The 14780-nt window shown below is 67.9% G+C and carries 14 protein-coding genes, 1 tRNA gene and 1 pseudogene; 7 read left to right on the top strand and 9 right to left on the bottom strand.

What is annotated here, in order from left to right; translation table 11 throughout:
* Window positions 1-58 precede the first annotated feature (58 nt).
* Together ACZ5OX_RS25595 and ACZ5OX_RS25590 are read right to left on the bottom strand one after the other, a co-directional pair.
* Complete coding sequence (locus ACZ5OX_RS25595) at window positions 59-1873, bottom strand: hypothetical protein (RefSeq protein ID WP_465633262.1); 1815 nt, start codon at window positions 1871-1873, stop codon at window positions 59-61.
* A gap of 152 nt (window positions 1874-2025) precedes the next feature.
* Window positions 2026-2163: pseudogene (locus tag ACZ5OX_RS25590) on the bottom strand (SCO3933 family regulatory protein); the annotation flags it as partial.
* Window positions 2164-2519: 356 nt separating this feature from the next.
* On the opposite strand from ACZ5OX_RS25590, the gene ACZ5OX_RS25585 reads away from it, so the two are divergent.
* From ACZ5OX_RS25585 to ACZ5OX_RS25570, 4 genes are all read left to right on the top strand, one after another.
* Window positions 2520-3605 carry a radical SAM protein gene (locus ACZ5OX_RS25585; RefSeq protein WP_465633260.1) on the top strand — a complete coding sequence of 362 codons (1086 nt, stop codon included), beginning with the start codon at window positions 2520-2522 and terminating at the stop codon, window positions 3603-3605.
* The gene (locus ACZ5OX_RS25580; protein WP_465633258.1) at window positions 3593-4582 is read left to right on the top strand and encodes a radical SAM protein; all 990 of its coding nucleotides are present in this window, start codon (window positions 3593-3595) and stop codon (window positions 4580-4582) included. Before ACZ5OX_RS25585 ends, ACZ5OX_RS25580 begins: the two co-directional genes overlap by 13 nt.
* Before the next feature lie 161 nt (window positions 4583-4743).
* Window positions 4744-5283, top strand: a complete 540-nt coding sequence (locus ACZ5OX_RS25575) for an iron-containing redox enzyme family protein (RefSeq protein WP_465633256.1) — start codon at window positions 4744-4746, stop codon at window positions 5281-5283.
* 14 nt (window positions 5284-5297) lie between these two features.
* Window positions 5298-5495 (top strand): aroma-sacti cluster domain-containing protein, encoded by a 198-nt coding sequence (locus ACZ5OX_RS25570; RefSeq protein WP_465633254.1) that lies wholly within the window; start codon window positions 5298-5300, stop codon window positions 5493-5495.
* A 166-nt stretch (window positions 5496-5661) separates the two neighbouring features.
* Here ACZ5OX_RS25570 and ACZ5OX_RS25565 read toward each other — a convergent pair whose 3' ends face one another.
* On the bottom strand, window positions 5662-5964 hold the full coding sequence (locus ACZ5OX_RS25565) for a GroES family chaperonin (protein WP_049655715.1): 303 nt from the start codon (window positions 5962-5964) through the stop codon (window positions 5662-5664).
* 229 nt (window positions 5965-6193) lie between these two features.
* Window positions 6194-6535, bottom strand: a complete 342-nt coding sequence (locus ACZ5OX_RS25560; protein WP_449789719.1) for a DUF3618 domain-containing protein — start codon at window positions 6533-6535, stop codon at window positions 6194-6196.
* Between the two features lie 166 nt (window positions 6536-6701).
* Here ACZ5OX_RS25560 and bcp point away from each other — a divergent pair, with 166 nt between their 5' ends.
* On the top strand, window positions 6702-7175 hold the full coding sequence (bcp, locus tag ACZ5OX_RS25555) for a thioredoxin-dependent thiol peroxidase (RefSeq protein ID WP_449789720.1): 474 nt from the start codon (window positions 6702-6704) through the stop codon (window positions 7173-7175).
* Between the two features lie 150 nt (window positions 7176-7325).
* On the opposite strand, the gene ACZ5OX_RS25550 is transcribed toward bcp, so the two are convergent.
* Complete coding sequence (locus ACZ5OX_RS25550) at window positions 7326-9671, bottom strand: chitinase C-terminal domain-containing protein (RefSeq protein ID WP_465633440.1); 2346 nt, start codon at window positions 9669-9671, stop codon at window positions 7326-7328.
* A gap of 515 nt (window positions 9672-10186) precedes the next feature.
* Between ACZ5OX_RS25550 and ACZ5OX_RS25545 the strand changes: the two genes are divergently transcribed.
* Window positions 10187-10270, top strand: a tRNA-Leu gene (locus tag ACZ5OX_RS25545).
* A 71-nt stretch (window positions 10271-10341) separates the two neighbouring features.
* On the opposite strand, the gene rdgB is transcribed toward ACZ5OX_RS25545, so the two are convergent.
* The 4 genes from rdgB to ACZ5OX_RS25525 all read right to left on the bottom strand — a co-directional run bounded on the left by rdgB (window position 10342) and on the right by ACZ5OX_RS25525 (window position 12703).
* Window positions 10342-10947, bottom strand: coding sequence for an RdgB/HAM1 family non-canonical purine NTP pyrophosphatase (gene rdgB / locus ACZ5OX_RS25540; RefSeq protein ID WP_465633252.1), 606 nt, complete (start codon window positions 10945-10947; stop codon window positions 10342-10344).
* A gap of 31 nt (window positions 10948-10978) precedes the next feature.
* The gene (locus ACZ5OX_RS25535) at window positions 10979-11368 is read right to left on the bottom strand and encodes a hypothetical protein (RefSeq protein WP_449789722.1); all 390 of its coding nucleotides are present in this window, start codon (window positions 11366-11368) and stop codon (window positions 10979-10981) included.
* A 224-nt stretch (window positions 11369-11592) separates the two neighbouring features.
* Window positions 11593-12318: a ribonuclease PH gene (rph, locus tag ACZ5OX_RS25530; RefSeq protein ID WP_360356381.1), complete on the bottom strand. Its 726-nt coding sequence runs from the start codon at window positions 12316-12318 to the stop codon at window positions 11593-11595.
* A gap of 151 nt (window positions 12319-12469) precedes the next feature.
* On the bottom strand, window positions 12470-12703 hold the full coding sequence (locus tag ACZ5OX_RS25525; RefSeq protein WP_030060521.1) for a PTS sugar transporter subunit IIB: 234 nt from the start codon (window positions 12701-12703) through the stop codon (window positions 12470-12472).
* A 402-nt stretch (window positions 12704-13105) separates the two neighbouring features.
* On the opposite strand from ACZ5OX_RS25525, the gene ACZ5OX_RS25520 reads away from it, so the two are divergent.
* The gene (locus tag ACZ5OX_RS25520) at window positions 13106-14407 is read left to right on the top strand and encodes a PTS transporter subunit EIIC (protein ID WP_465633250.1); all 1302 of its coding nucleotides are present in this window, start codon (window positions 13106-13108) and stop codon (window positions 14405-14407) included.
* The last annotated feature ends 373 nt before the right edge of the window (window positions 14408-14780 follow it).

Below are 14780 nucleotides of genomic sequence, written 5' to 3'. Positions count from 1 at the left end.
GGGACCCTAGCGCGCACCACCGACAGGCCCGGCCGGCCGAGACGCGGGCCCACCCGCGTCAGGGACTCGGGGCCACCGGACAGCTGAAGCCGATGTTGTCGGCCCAGTAACTGCCGCCGAAGATGTCTACCTTGGTACCTGCGGCCCCCTGGCCCGGATGAGGGTTGGCGGCGTTCGCGCAGTACGCGGCCTGGGCATCCGCGAGCGTCGGGTACGGGCCCAACTCGGCGGTGTACTGCACCGGGACGTCCTGACCGCCGGCATCGGCGCACAGGCCACCGTCCACGAAGTCGCACGTGCGCTTGCCCTGGACGTCGTCCAGCGACCCCACCAGGACGTTCCCGCCGGAGACGTTGGTGAGCAGGAAGACGTAGTAGGCACCGGCCGAGGGAGAGGGCGATGCGGAGGGCGTCGCCTCGGTGGGCGTCTCGGACGGGGTCCCCGTCGGAGTCCCGGTGGGCGTCTCGGTGGGCGTCTCGGTGGGCGTCTCGGACGGGGTCTCGGTGGGCGTCACGGACGGGGTCTGTTCCGGCTGCGGCACCGGACAACCCTGGACGTCCTGCCCCGGCCGCAGCCCGTCGCCCCCTGGCGACCCCGGGCGAGCACCGCCCCGGGAGGCCGGAACCGACTTGACGAAGTCCACCAGCTCACGCGTCCGGTCACCGACCTGCTTGGCCGAATCCGACCCGCAGTGAAGATAGTTGGAGAGGTAGTGGAGGTTGAACCGCGACGCCGTGGAGCCGTCGTACACGGTCTGCGGGGCCACGGCCTTGGTCGTGAAGTCCACGCTGGAGATGCCCATCAACAACCAGTCCCACTCGAACATCACATAGCGCGTCGGATTGGCGTTCAGCTCCTGCCCACTGCCGAACGGCGGGGCGATGTACAGCGCCCCGACAGGCTTCCCGGCGCCGATCCGCGGCAGCACGTTGCGCAGGTAGAGGCCGCCCTCGCTGTGCGAGATCAGCACCACGCGCAGCCCCTTGCCCAGGTCGTCCTGCACGTTCTTCAGCAGGTTCACGTTGACCCCGTCCGACGCGAAGTCCGGATCCGCCAGCTTCCGGGTGATCGTCCCGCTGACGTCCGCCATGACCGCCTCCGGCAGGACGGCCGCCCCGGCCGCGCTGAGCCCGCAGATGGCCTTCGCGAGGTCCCGGTTCTCCTGGACCGGGTTGTCCGCAGTGGCGCGCTGCGCCTCCTGGCAGGCGCTGTACGTGTACATCGCGATGCTGGCGCTGGAGGCGTTGAACTGGAGGTTGACGCGGACCGGATAGCCCAGCTGCCCGCTCAGCGTGGTGGACAGCAGGTTCGCGTTCACCGTCGAGGAGTCGAAGTTGTTCAGCACCCCGTTGACGAAGTAGAAGGACAGCCCGGCGCCCGGCGACGCCTGCCGGAACGCGGCCGGCCCCGGTCCCCCCGCGGGGGCCGCGCCGAGCGTCGGCGTCGGCACCCCCGAGGTACCACCCACCGACACCACGCGCCCGTTCAGCGCCGCGGCGTTGGCCATGAAGGTCTGCTGCCCCTCCGGCGTACTCAGCTGGCGCGACTCCCACAGCAGGACCTCCCTGCTGATCGTGTCGTGGTCGACCCCTCGGGCGGAGGCGGCGCCCACGGCCGCCGCCAACCCCTCCCACGCCCGCTGAGCATCCTCCGCACCGAGCGGCTTCCCGAACGCCGCGAGACTCTGTCGCACCTCCGCGGCCCCGGCGGCGGAGGCCCCCGCGGAGGCGGAGGCCCCGGCAGCGGCGGACGGCGTCGGGCCGCTCTTCGGCGGCGAGGAGCAGCCGGCCGACAGAGCGACGACCGTACCGAGCACCACCGCGGCACGAACGCGGACACGCACGGCCGCACCGCTCTCTCCGGTCGGTGTCATGGCTTCCCTCGCGCGATCACCGTGGGCGCCCCACGGGCGGATGGCCGCATCCGGCCGCTCCCACCGTCCGCCACGGCGCCGGAAGGCACAACGGGAACTGAACCGACCAGGTGACACGCCCACCCGCGAGCGACCACGCGAGGCCCCGCAACGGGGACGGGGGTGATGGCGTCGGCGCGGAAGGACAGGCCGCGCCGGTCCCCCATGGCCCACGAGAAGGCGGTCAGGCCGGTGACGTGCACCCGCACGCCCTCCACGACGCCGACGGGTTCGCCGGACACGCTGATCTCCGGATATCTCGGACAGTTCCAGGCCGATCATGCGGTCGTAGGCCTGGAGCACGAGAGCGTTCATGCTCTCGGAAATGCCCTGCTCCGCCCATTCTTTGAGTCTTCGGCGGATGGTGCGGTCCGAGCATCCGGGGCTGGAGAGGCGCCCGTAGCCCGAGCCGTGGACCAGCGCGAGTACCACATGCTCGAACCTGCTTGACAATCCTCCATGACGAGACCGCGCGTACGACACACCGGCGATGGTTCGTCCCCATCTCATCACGGAGGGCTATGGTGAGGGCGCTCACCGTCATGGCGCTGGCGGCTCGCTGCCGCCGTCCTGATATCAAACAGCTTCCTGCAATGGTTGGTGCACTATGCATCTGGCAGACATTCTTGATCGTCGGACCGTCCCAGGCTCTGCGATCTCCCTGGGCATCACCCGCCGGTGCCCTTTGAGTTGTGCTCATTGCGCCACCAGTTCGACTCTCGCGAGCGATGAGAGCGCGACCGAAAGATTGCTCGCGTTTGTGCACACAATGACCGAGCAAAGCCGCCCGGATTTCGTTCTCATGTCGGGTGGCGAAGCATTGCTTCGCCCACAGCTCGTTCGCCAAATTGCCGACCATGCGCGGGGCATCGGGGCCAAGTCACAGGTCTTGTCTGGGCTCTTCTTCGCAAACAGCCCGCGGATTCCAAGGCCCGTAAAGGCCGCAATCGACGCGGTAGACCACTTCTCGGCAAGCTTTGACGCCTATCATGAGCGAGAAATCCCCCGCGCCGCGGCATTCAGGGTCCTGCGACAGCTGCTCGATGAAGGCAAAGACGTAAGTCTGCAGCTGGTCGGGCTGGGACCTGATGATCAGTACCTTGCGGACCTGGTGAGCGAAGTAAGAAGTACATTCGAGGACCGGATTCCAATGTTTGTCGCGCCGGTGGTCTCCCACGGACGGGCCCGGAGTTGGGTCGAGAACACTCCAGAACCGCACTTCCCTGGTCAGGCACTCCCCTGCACGGTGGCCGGCTGGCCCGTAGTCGGATTCGATGGCCGAGTCACCACATGCGGTAATCAAGATGTGATGGACGGCAAGGTACCCATGCCTGATCATCTTCTGCTGGGGGACATCGCCATTGACGACTGGGCAGCTATCAAGGAGCGCTGCTTGGCATCCTCGACGCTCCGCGCCCTACGAGCGCTAGGTCCACTGTATCTTTCTCAACGTGCCGGCGCTCGGAGCTGCTCGGGTTACTGCGAGACCTGCTGGGCACTTTCTGAGAAGCCGGAACTGCCGGCGATGCTCGATGGTGACGCACAGAAGAACCAGGCAATCGAATCCTTGACCGGCCAGATTCTGGCCGATGCGGGACCGGTGGCCTTTGCACGGCAGTGGGGGATTGCTAAATATGCCGACCTGATCATGCTCGGCCTTCCGAACCAGCGGAATGTGCAATGGGACGCCTGAGTCATGCTGAAGTGAACAGGATTCGACGGACTCCTGAGGCATCAATTCTCCTGTTCATTACCGACAGGTGCCCAGTAGGCTGCGCGCACTGCTCCGTGGATTCCCGCCCGGACAGTCCTCGCATCAGCAACTTCGAATTGTTTGCCGAGATTGTTGACCAACTGTGCAGTCAGCCGAATCTTGACTTGGTTGGCATCTCCGGGGGAGAGCCGTTTGTCGAGCGCCGAGCACTGTCGCTCGCTGTTGATCGGCTGGTCAGTGCCGGTAAACGCATTGCCATTTATACCAGCGGCTTCTGGGCGGGTCAGGAAACTCCGCCACCCTGGATTGACAAGGTATTGGCACGGATTGACTGCGTTTATCTCAGCACCGATGCTTATCACGAGGCTGGAACATCTTCGGATCAATTTTCCAGCGCCGCCAGGGCCGTGGCACGTCATGGGATCCCGATTATCGTGCAGGTCATCGATGAAAACGGGATGGTTGAGCGGGCTCGACAACTCCTGGTGGCAGCATTCGGGAGTGACTGGAGTTGCCACGCAGAAATCATTCCGACCTTTCCTCTGCCTTATGGACGCGGGGCCGGAATCTATTCCTGGAAACATCGCTTTCCGGCCGGCAGCTTCGGCGTGTGCAACCTGGCCACTTCCCCGGTCGTGCGCTACGACGGTCTGGTCACCGCATGCTGCAATGAGACCGTGATCATGGGGGGTGGTCCGCCGGATCTGCGCAGAGAATGCCTCAGCGGGACTGAAACGTCGAAAGCCATTTCCGAATTTCGAAACGATCCGTTCTTTCAGGGCGCCTCGACCATTGGAATTGGCGAAATGGCCGCCAATCGTCCAGAGTTTCAGGTCCTTGCAAACAAGGAATTCAGTAGCATCTGTGGCGCCTGCTGGAGCATGATCAGGCGGCGGCAAGAAACGGCGGAATGCCGACCACTTCCCGTTGTAGAGGCCGGAGGATCGACCCAATAATGACAGGTAGTCCTTCGTCGCTTCTTTGCGCAAAGATTGAAATCGCCCTTCCGGGCCTTCTGGCCGTCTCCAGACGTCTTTGGGAATCAACCTCTTTGGTTGGCCTGTACCCCGAGTACCTGTGCATGCTGCATGCCACTATCCGCTCGACAGTGCCTTTGATGCAGCATGCCCTGCACGTGGCCTTGCAGCTCTCGGATGGCGACCCCGTTGCGCGAGGTGTTGCCGACTATTTGGAGCGTCACATTCGGGAAGAACAAGGGCACGATGAATGGGTGCGAGAAGATCTGGCTGCCATTGGTTTCGACCCGGATGAACCGCTGCGCCGGCTACCTTCGGATGCCGTCGCCACGCTGGTGGGTGCTCAATACTACTGGGTGAGCCATTACCACCCGGTTTGTTTGCTCGGACATATTGCCGTCCTTGAAGGGTATCCGCCTCCGCGCGGATTCTCCGCCTATCTCTCCGAGCGGACCGGATATCCATTGTCCGGTTTCCGAACCCTCGAGCGACATTCAGCCCTGGACGTTCGCCATCGTGACGAACTCATGAAGACTCTCGATGACCTGCCTATCACTTCCCGTTTGCACGCGGCTCTTGGACTCAGCGCGTTGCATACAGTCAAGAGTGGAATTCATGTCATCGAGGAAGTGCTGGCGGCAACGGGCCGCTCAGCACAGCGTCATCAACCCACCAAGTAGGCTAGGAGGTTACTGTGGCGAACAAGCAGCAAGCGGCTGAGCATCTCAAGGCGGCCGGCCTGAAATTCGACTGCGCCACGCAGGAGCAGTTGGATGCCATCAATGCGCTCTCCCCGATCGAGGTCGACGTCCTGATCGGACTGAAGACGCGGCTGAACGCAATCTCACCTGAAAATTCTGCGTGCGGCAACTCGGGCGGCTTCGTCTGGTAGTCCGGCAATTAGGCGGTAGGTCGCAGCTGAGCTTGGGCGGCCTACCGCCGTTGAACTCCTCGCAGCCTGATCAACACCGAACCCCGTCGAGCCCTCCCCGAGCCGCTGTGTACGCGCAGCGAGACTCGGGGAGGGCTCGAAGCATTTCGCGGCAGCACGCCCGTGATCAGAGGTAGAGCCCGGTCGAGCCCTCCGTGTCGCCGAACCGGGTCGCGGCCACGGCGTGCAGATCGCGCTCGCGCAGCAGCACGTAGGTGGCGCCGCGGACCTCGACCTCCAGCTTGTCCTCCGGGTCGTACAGCACCCGGTCGCCGGGCTCCACCGAGCGCACGCTCTGGCCCACCGCGACGGCCTCCGCCCAGGTACAGCGCTTGGACAGCTCCGCCGTGGCCGGGATCAGGATGCCGCCGGTCGAACGGCGCTCGCCCTCACCGCCCTCGATGCGCACCAGCACGCGGTCGTGCAGCATCCGGATCGGCAGCTTCTCGCCGAGCCGGTCGTGGCGGGCGTGCTCCTGCAGGTGGTCCGAGTGGCTCTCGTGGTTCGTACTCACGGTCCCGAAGGTACCTCCCCCGGGCGCGTGGCGTGACGCTGGCCCCGCATGCGGAACGCAAGCACACGGAACGCCGGGTGCCCGGGCCCGGACATGCGGAAGGCCGGGCACGCGCGCTGCGCCCGGCCCTTCCGTCCCGCGGTGCTCAGCCCTTGCGGCGCTTGCGGGCCGAGGCGACCAGCAGCACCAGGCCCACGCCCACCAGCGCGGCCGGGACGATCCGCTCGCGGCGCGGCTGCCCCTTCTCGTCCACGAACTGCGAGCGGACCTTCTCCACCACGCCGCTGGCGGCCACGTAGGCCCGGGCGGTCCGCTCCTCGACGGCGGCCGCCGCCTTGGCCTTGACCTGGGCGGAGATGGTGCTCGGGTGGACGCGGACGGCCAGCTCGTCGAGGGTTCCCGCCAGCCGGTCACGCGTCCGCTCGATGTCCGCCTCGATCTGGGCGGTCGTCCTCGCCGACTTGTCCTGCGTGCTCGCGTCGCCCACTCGGGCCACCCCATTCACTCGCCGATGTTGTTCCGTCCGATCCGTACGATCGGTGCGACTGACCCAGTGTGTCAGCTGCCGGGAACGGTCGCGCGGCCCCACCCACCATCGGAGGTAAGTTTGCCGTGGTACGACCGCCCGCCCCAGCTTCCAGGAGAGTACGACCGTGAGTGAGCGTCTCCAGCCCGGCGACACCGCACCCGCCTTCAGCCTGCCCGACGCCGACGGCAACCAGGTGTCCCTCGCCGACCACGCGGGCCGCAAGGTCATCGTCTACTTCTACCCCGCCGCCCTGACCCCCGGCTGCACCAAGCAGGCCTGCGACTTCACCGACAACCTCGAGGTCTTCGCGGGCGCCGGCTACGACGTCATCGGCATCTCCCCGGACAAGCCGGAGAAGCTCGGCAAGTTCCGCGAGGCCGAGGACCTGAAGGTCACCCTGCTGTCCGACGTCGAGAAGACGGTGCTGGAGGCGTACGGCGCCTTCGGCGAGAAGCAGAACTACGGCCGCACCTACCTGGGTGTGATCCGCTCCACGATCGTCGTGGACGAGCACGGCAAGGTCGAGCACGCCTTCTACAACGTGCGGGCCACCGGCCACGTCGCCAAGCTGCTGCGCGACCTCAAGGTCGGGGCCTGAGGCGCTGAGGGCCCTGGGTACCGAGAGCCTGAGGCACTGAGGCACTGAGAGCCTGAGGTACCGAGCCCGACCCACGACGAAGCGGTGGCGGCGCACCCCCCGACCGGGTGCACCGCCACCGCCGCATCTCACCTCAGCGGACCGCCCTGATCAGCAGGCCCCGAGGTCGCTCCAGACGCCCCACTCACCGCTGGCCGCGGGGTCGTCGCCCTTGGTCCACCACTTGTTCTGGTAGTAGTGGCCCTTCCAGGAGACCTTGGTGGGACTCGCGTAGGTGGTGCCCGCGTCCCAGCTCGGGGCGGCCGTGCAGGCGCCCGAGGTCTGGGTCGGGGTCGGCGTCGGGGTCGGCGTCGGCGAGGCGGTGCCCGTCGGGGTCGGGGTCGGCGTCGGGGTGGCCGTCTGCGACGGGGTCGGGGTCGGGGTCGGCGTGCCGCCGTCCACCGCGCCGCGGGTCAGGTCGCCCTTGATCCCGTACAGCGTGCCGCCCACGTTGACCGTCCAGTTCGACGGCGTGGACACCGGCAGGTAGTAGACGAAGTCCATGTCGATCGAGGCGCCCGGCGCCAGCGACTGCCAGCCCGGCAGCTTGACCGACACCCGGTTGTAGTTGCCCTTCAGACCGCCCACGTTGCCCGGGCCCGGGTTGTCCTGCTTGATGACCTGCAGGCCGAAGCCGGACTGGTCCTTGGCGTTGCCCGGGGCCGAGTTGCCGTAGTCGAACTGGAACTCGGTGCCGCCCGGCAGGGTCAGCGTCGAGTTGTTGACGATGTGCAGCTTCGGGTTGATCGGGTAGTTCGAGTCGCCCAGCGCGAAGTTGTTGAACGACACGTCGATCGGCAGGGTCTGCTGCGGCAGCGCGGTCGTCGAACGGATCGCGCCGTACGGGGCCGCCGACTTGAACTTGTCGTACATCAACGTGGTCAGCGTGTTGCCGGGCACGTACTGGCCCTTGCCGCCGTTGGCGGTGGCGTCCCACCGGTAGTCGCCGGCGAGCTCCCAGATCATCGCGCCGCCGGCGCCCTGGTTGACGATGTAGTCCGCCTTGGCGCCCACCGACTGCTCGTCCTCGGTGGAGAGGAACACCTTCTTGGTGTCGTTCCACAGCCACGGCGCCACCAGGGTGGAGCTGTAGTTGCGGGTGTAGGTGCCCTGCAGCGCGGTGTCGGACACGCCGTACTTGGCCAGGTAGTCGGGCAGGATGCCCTTCTCCAGGTTCTTGGCGTGCCACATCGGGTTCGACCCGGCCGGGGACTCCTTGCCCGCGTCGTCCTTGTCGTTCCAGATGTTGTCGATGCCGACCGCGCCGTCACCGCAGGCGGTCAGGCCGGAGCCGACGGGGCAGGTGGTCGCCGAGGCGGTGCCCCAGAGGCCGTTGGTGCCGCCCTGGACGTTCTTGAAACCACGGGTGTAGTACGGCAGGCCGACGTTGATCCGGCCGCCGGGCATCGAGCCGCGGAAGTAGTGGTACGACCAGTCGGCGTTCAGGTAGCCGATGCCGCCGTACTGCGCGGTGCCGTAGACGTTGGCGGCGGCCAGCTCGCCGTCCTTGCCGTCGTCGAACAGCGAGGCGTTCGGGCCGACGTACTTGTTCCAGGCGCCGTGCAGGTCGTACGACATGATGTTGACGTAGTCCAGGTACTTGGCCACCTGGAAGGTCTCCATGCCGCGCAGCAGGTAGCCGGAGGACGGGGCCGCGACCGACAGCAGGTAGTGCTTGCCGTCGGCGGCGCCGGCCTTGTCCAGGCTCTCGCGCAGGGTCTTCATCAGCGCCGCGTAGCCCTTGGCCAGCGAACCGCGCTTGGCGTTGGCGAGCTGCCAGTCCAGCGGGTTGCCGGCGTCCTTCATCGAGGTCGGGTACTCGTAGTCGATGTCGACGCCGTTGAAACCGTACTTGCGGATGAAGTCGACCGAGGAGGCGGCGAAGGTGTCGATGCCGGCCTGGTTGACGCTGCCGTCCGCGTTGACGGTCATCGAGTAGAAGCCGCCGGAGTTCACGCGCTTGCCGTCGTCCCCGAAGTAGCCGCCGGTCTCGGTCCAACCACCCACTGAGATCAGGGTCTTGACGTTCGGATACTGCTTCTTGTACTTCGTCAGCAGATTGAAGTGACCCTTGTACGGCAGGCTCGGGTCCAGCTCGGCACCGGGGACGCCCGGGAAGGAGATCCCGGTGGCCTCGTTGGTCGGGCCGTCGGTGCCGACCGAGAGCTTGTTGTCACCGCCGACGTGGCCGAAGGCGTAGTTGAGGTGGCTGACCTTGTCCCAGGGGACGTCGCTCACCAGGTACGGGGCGTCGCCGTTCTTGCCGGTGCGCCAGCCGGTGAAGTACCCGATGATGCGGCGCTGGTGGTCCGCGCCCATCTTCTCGCGCCCGCTGGTGTCGTAGACGGAGCAGTACGGAACGTCCACCCCGGGCGTCTGGTACAGGCCGTCCGGCCGACAGGCCGCGTTGTCGACCGCCGCCGACGCCTGCGAGGGCGCCGCACCCAGCGTCGCCATCAGCAGCCCGGCCAACGAGGCCGCCGCCAGCGAGGCCACACCGGCCCGAGCCGCCGGACTCTTCCGGCGGTGGGCAGCGGTGGGACGCCGCTCCGCCGTGTTTCGGATCAACACTCGGTCCTCCAGGAGAGAGTGTCGGCGCGTGCCTGTGGGGGAACACGCACGTGGGGGATTGCAATTGGCGCAGAAGCTATGTGGTCTGAACCACATAGGTCAATAGGTCTGTACCAATTGGTAATCGGCGGCCAAACATCACAGGTCGCAGCCCCACGACAATCAGTCAGCCGATGGCCGAAACCCGCCCCACCCGCAACCGAACCCATCCTCGATCGTCACGCGGGCCCCCAGTGCCCGCACCGGACTCGGCCGACGACCGACGGGACGACCTCCGACCGCGCCGCTCCGCCTGTCGCTCCGTCACAGACGGACACCGCGGACGGAACGGGACCAGGCGCGCGTCGCCGCACCGAATCGCGGTGTTCCCACCGAGAGCGAAGCCCTAGACTGAAGGCCATGCGGCCTTGGCGTAACAGGCAGCCGCGCGGGTTTTAGGTGCCCGTGGGAGAAATCCCGTGAGGGTTCGAGTCCCTCAGGCCGCACTAGCCTTGAAATCGAAGGCCCGCCCCGAGACGCTCTCGGGGCGGGCCTTCGACGTCCAGCGGACGGGGCGTCAGCCGAGGAGGTCCTTCACCACCGGGGCGAGGGCGCGGAAGGCCTGGCCGCGGTGGCTGATGGCGTTCTTCTCCTCCGCCGTGAGCTCCGCGCAGGTGCGGGTCTCGCCGAGGGGCTGGAGGATCGGGTCGTAGCCGAAGCCGCCGTCGCCGGCGGGGGCGGTGCGCAGGGTGCCGAGGAGGCGGCCCTCGACGACGCGCTCGGTGCCGTCGGGGAGGGCGAGGGCGGCGGCGCAGAAGAAGTGGGCGCCGCGGTGCGGCTCGGCGATGTCGGAGAGCTGGGCGAGCAGCAGGTCGAGGTTGGCGCGGTCGTCGCCGTGCTTGCCGGACCAGCGGGCGGAGAAGATGCCGGGCGCGCCGTTCAGCACGTCCACGCAGAGGCCGGAGTCGTCGGCGACGGCGGGCAGGCCGGTGGCGCGGGCCAGGGCGTGGGCTTTCAGCAGGGCGTTCTCGGCGAAGGTGACGCCGGTCTCGGGGACGTCGGGGATCTCCGGGTAGGCGTCGGCGCCGACGAGTTCGACGTCCAGGCCGGCGTCCGCCAGGATGGCGCGGAGCTCGGTGACCTTGTGCTGGTTGCGGGTGGCGAGGATCAGGCGGGTGGACATATCGCCCACCCTACCGAGTGGCCGGGGACGGTCAGCCGGTGCAGACCGAGGTGAGGTTGCCCGCCGCGTCGCCGAGCGGCTTGAGGTCGGGGACCTCGTTCTTGTCGGCCGCCCGCTGCACGTTCTCGACCTGCTTCTGCAGGTCGGTCACGGCCTTGGCGACGTCGGTGTTCTTGGAGTTCTTCCCGACCTGGTCGAGGTCGTTCTTGAGCTTCTGCAGGGCCCGGCCGGCGGCCGCCGAGTCGTTGCTGGCGTTGTCGTAGGCCTGGGTGACGTCGGCGATGTCGCCGGTGATCTTCACCGCGGTGTTGCCGCAGTCGAGCGCCTTCTGGGCGGCGGAGCAGCTCACCATGCTGAGCGGGAGGATCGCGATGAGGCCGGCCACGGCGAGGGCGGTGGGGCGGGCGATGCTCGACGGCATCCGATCCTCCTGGGGGGCGCGGGTTCCGTGGGGTGGGACGCGCGCGGGGAGGTGCGCGGTTCCCGCAGCGGGAGTGCTGCGGGAACCGTACGGTCTCCGGGCCCGGCCTGTACAGCAGGCGGATCGTTCGGCGGGCCGTTCGCCCCGCGGGCCCGAACGGCCGTCCGGGCCCGCGGGCTGACCGTGCGTCCGATCCGGTCGACGGCTTCGGGGCCCGCGCCGGTTCAGCCCTCCAGGGCCTTGCGCTGGATCTCGTCCAGTTCGGCGCAGCCGAGGCTGCCGAGGTCGAGCAGCCGGTCGAGCAGCTCGCGGTCGAAGGGAGCGCCCTCGGCGGTGCCCTGGACCTCGACGAAGCGGCCGTCGGAGGTGCAGACGATGTTCATGTCGGTCTCGGCGCGCACGTCCTCCTCGTACTGGAGGTCGAGCATCGGGACGCCGTCGATGATGCCGACGCTGACGGCGCTGACGCCACCGGTGATCGGCTGGCCCTTGGCGCGCAGCAGCTTCTTGTCGCGGGCCCAGGCGACGGCGTCGACCAGGGCGACGTAGGCGCCGGTGATGGCGGCGGTGCGGGTGCCGCCGTCGGCCTGGAGGACGTCGCAGTCGAGGACGATGGTGTTCTCGGCGAGCGCGCGGTGGTCCACGACGGCGCGCAGCGAGCGGCCGATGAGCCGGCTGATCTCGTGGGTGCGGCCGCCGATGCGGCCCTTGACCGCCTCGCGGTCGCCGCGGGTGTTGGTGGCGCGCGGGAGCATGGAGTACTCGGCGGTGACCCAGCCCTCGCCGCTGCCCTTGCGCCAGCGGGGCACGCCCTCGGTGACGCTGGCGGTGCACAGCACCTTGGTGTCGCCGTAGGAGATGAGGACGGAGCCTTCGGCGTGCTTGCTCCAGCCCCGTTCGATGGTGATCGGGCGGAGCTGTTCGGGGGTGCGGCCGTCGATGCGTGACATAGGAACTGAGCGTAGTCGCTCCGGAGGCCCGGTCCCGATGCGTCGCCGCGCCGGGCCCCGCCGGGTCCCGGGTCGGCTCCGGATGCGCCGCGGCCCGCCGTCCCCCTGAGCGGGTCGGCGGGCCGGGCGGGCTGGACCCGGGTGGGTCAGCTCACATCATGTCCTCGATGTCGGCGGCGATCGGGTCGGCGTCGGTGCCGATGACGACCTGGATCGCGGTGCCCATCTTCACGACGCCGTGGGCGCCGGCGGCCTTGAGGGCGGCCTCGTCGACCAGGGAGGCGTCCTTGACCTCGGTGCGCAGGCGGGTGATGCAGCCCTCGACCTCTTCGATGTTGTCGATGCCGCCCAGACCGGCGACGATCTTCTCAGCCTTGCTGGCCATCTGGTTTCTCCCTCTGTCTCGGCCCTTCGGCGGCTCTGCCGGGTGCCGTCCTGCGCTGGTGCTGGGGTGTCCCTCGACCGTCGGGTGGTGAGGTCCGTGCCGGTGGCTGACGCGGGTTCGGCTGCGGTCGGCCGGCGAGCAGCGCGACCAGCATCACCCGTGCCGGTCCGGTCCGCCACGTTAGTCCACTTTTGGCCCATCTCGGCGGGCAGGGTCCCGATCGCCGCCCGAGGATGACGATCAGCGGGGCTGGTGCCCTCGGAGGACGGCCCGCGTCCAAGTGGTCTACACCAATATATGTGTACTCCGAGGAACGCGGGAACGGCCCCGGGTGTTCCCGACCCCCGCCCGAGGGTCCCGCGGGGGCCCCTGCGGTCGGCAACTGCTCCCGGAGGGCGAAGGATGAGTTCGGCAGGCGCCACGGCCCCGCAGACCACCTGGTGGCACACCTTCTACGGCGGCCTCCAGAAGATGGGGCGCTCCCTGCAGCTGCCGGTCGCGGTGCTCCCGGCCGCCGGCATCCTCAACCGGCTCGGCCAGCCCGACGTCTTCGGCAAGGACGGGCTGGGCTGGGACGACGTCGCCAGGGTGTTCGCCGCCGCGGGCGGCGCGCTGCTCGACTCCTCCTTCGGCCTGCCGATGCTGTTCTGCGTCGGCGTCGCGATCGGCATGGCGAAGAAGGCGGACGGCTCGACGGCGCTGGCCGCCGTGGTCGGCTTCCTGGTCTACTTCCGGGTCCTGCACGCCTTCCCGGAGAAGTGCCCGGCGGGGACGACGCTGATCCCGGACGCCTGGTCCGGCCAGTGCGTGAGCTACTCGTCGGCGAAGATCGCCGCCGCGACGTACCAGAACCCGGGCGTGCTGGGCGGCATCCTGATCGGCCTGATGTCGGCCTGGCTGTGGGTCCGGTTCCACCGCACCAGGCTGGTGGACTGGCTCGGGTTCTTCAACGGCCGCCGCCTGGTGCCGATGATCACCGCCCTGGTGGGCCTGGTCACCGCCGTGGTGGCGCTCTGGATCTGGCCGCCGATCGGCCGCGGCCTGAACGACTTCTCGCAGACCCTCGCCGACCTGGGCGCGGGCGGCGCCGGCATCTTCGGCCTGTTCAACCGCGCACTGCTGCTGATCGGCATGCACCAGCTGCTGAACACCTTCGTCTGGTTCCAGTTCGGGGAGTTCGTCAAGCCGGACGGCACGATCGTGCACGGCGACATCCCGCGCTTCCTGGCGGGCGACCCGACGGCCGGCCAGTTCCAGTCCGGCTTCTTCCCGATCATGATGTTCGCGCTGCCCGCCGCCGCGCTCGCGATCGCCCACTCGGCGAAGCCGCACCGGCGCAAGGAGATGTACGGCCTGATGCTCTCGGTCGGCCTGACCTCCTTCGTGACGGGTGTCACCGAGCCGATCGAGTACTCCTTCGCCTACATCGCCCCGGCCCTGTACGCCGTGCACGCGGTGCTGACCGGCGCGTCGATGGCGGTGACCTGGGGGCTCGGGGTGCACGACGGGTTCAGCTTCTCGGCCGGCCTGATCGACTACGTCATCAACTGGGGGCTGGCCACCAAGCCGTGGCTGATCATCCCGATCGGGCTCTGCTTCGCCGCCGTGTACTACGCGCTCTTCCGGTTCATCATCGTCAAATTCGACCTGAAAACTCCCGGCCGGGAGGACGAGGCGGAGGTCGAGGACGTCACCAAGGCCTGAAACCGGGCGGCGCCCGGGTTATCCCCGCATTGGCCTCCGGACCACCGGCCCGGGGGCCTTCGGCATTTCCCGAAAGGGCCGGGCCGGTGGCGGACGCCCCAGGCCCGACCCAGGCCGGACGCCCCGTCAGGCACACCGTGCTTTTGTTGCGCGATTATCCAAAATCGATTTTGTTGCGCCGTCGGCCAAAATCCCAATCGCGACCGGGACCAAGATCGCCATTCGGTAAGTAGGTTTCGATTTCATAGCGCTTCCCGGCGACAGCGCTTTCCGGGGTTCCTCGACTTCCCCGCCCGTGCTACAAAACTGGTCTACACCACGTGTGGTGTAGACCAGTTTGCGGTTGGCCCCCTGTGCCTCCCCCGACCGACCG

The sequence above is a fragment of the Kitasatospora sp. NPDC032121 genome (genome assembly GCF_055580145.1).
Note: the sequence above shows the minus strand (reverse complement) of the source record. Positions and strands in the feature narration are given on the sequence as shown.

What these genes read in the sequence shown, in the direction of transcription:
- rdgB (WP_465633252.1), bottom strand. Translation starts at nt 10,947, where the DNA reads ATGTCCACCCGCCTGATCCTCGCCACCCGCAACCAGCACAAGGTCACC.
- ACZ5OX_RS25565 (WP_049655715.1), bottom strand. Translation starts at nt 5,964, where the DNA reads ATGCTGCACGACCGCGTGCTGGTGCGCATCGAGGGCGGTGAGGGCGAG.
- ACZ5OX_RS25520 (WP_465633250.1), top strand. Translation starts at nt 13,106, where the DNA reads ATGAGTTCGGCAGGCGCCACGGCCCCGCAGACCACCTGGTGGCACACC.
- ACZ5OX_RS25525 (WP_030060521.1), bottom strand. Translation starts at nt 12,703, where the DNA reads ATGGCCAGCAAGGCTGAGAAGATCGTCGCCGGTCTGGGCGGCATCGAC.
- ACZ5OX_RS25595 (WP_465633262.1), bottom strand. Translation starts at nt 1,873, where the DNA reads ATGACACCGACCGGAGAGAGCGGTGCGGCCGTGCGTGTCCGCGTTCGT.
- ACZ5OX_RS25580 (WP_465633258.1), top strand. Translation starts at nt 3,593, where the DNA reads ATGGGACGCCTGAGTCATGCTGAAGTGAACAGGATTCGACGGACTCCT.
- ACZ5OX_RS25550 (WP_465633440.1), bottom strand. Translation starts at nt 9,671, where the DNA reads ATGGCGACGCTGGGTGCGGCGCCCTCGCAGGCGTCGGCGGCGGTCGAC.
- ACZ5OX_RS25575 (WP_465633256.1), top strand. Translation starts at nt 4,744, where the DNA reads ATGCAGCATGCCCTGCACGTGGCCTTGCAGCTCTCGGATGGCGACCCC.
- rph (WP_360356381.1), bottom strand. Translation starts at nt 12,318, where the DNA reads ATGTCACGCATCGACGGCCGCACCCCCGAACAGCTCCGCCCGATCACC.
- ACZ5OX_RS25535 (WP_449789722.1), bottom strand. Translation starts at nt 11,368, where the DNA reads ATGCCGTCGAGCATCGCCCGCCCCACCGCCCTCGCCGTGGCCGGCCTC.
- ACZ5OX_RS25585 (WP_465633260.1), top strand. Translation starts at nt 2,520, where the DNA reads ATGCATCTGGCAGACATTCTTGATCGTCGGACCGTCCCAGGCTCTGCG.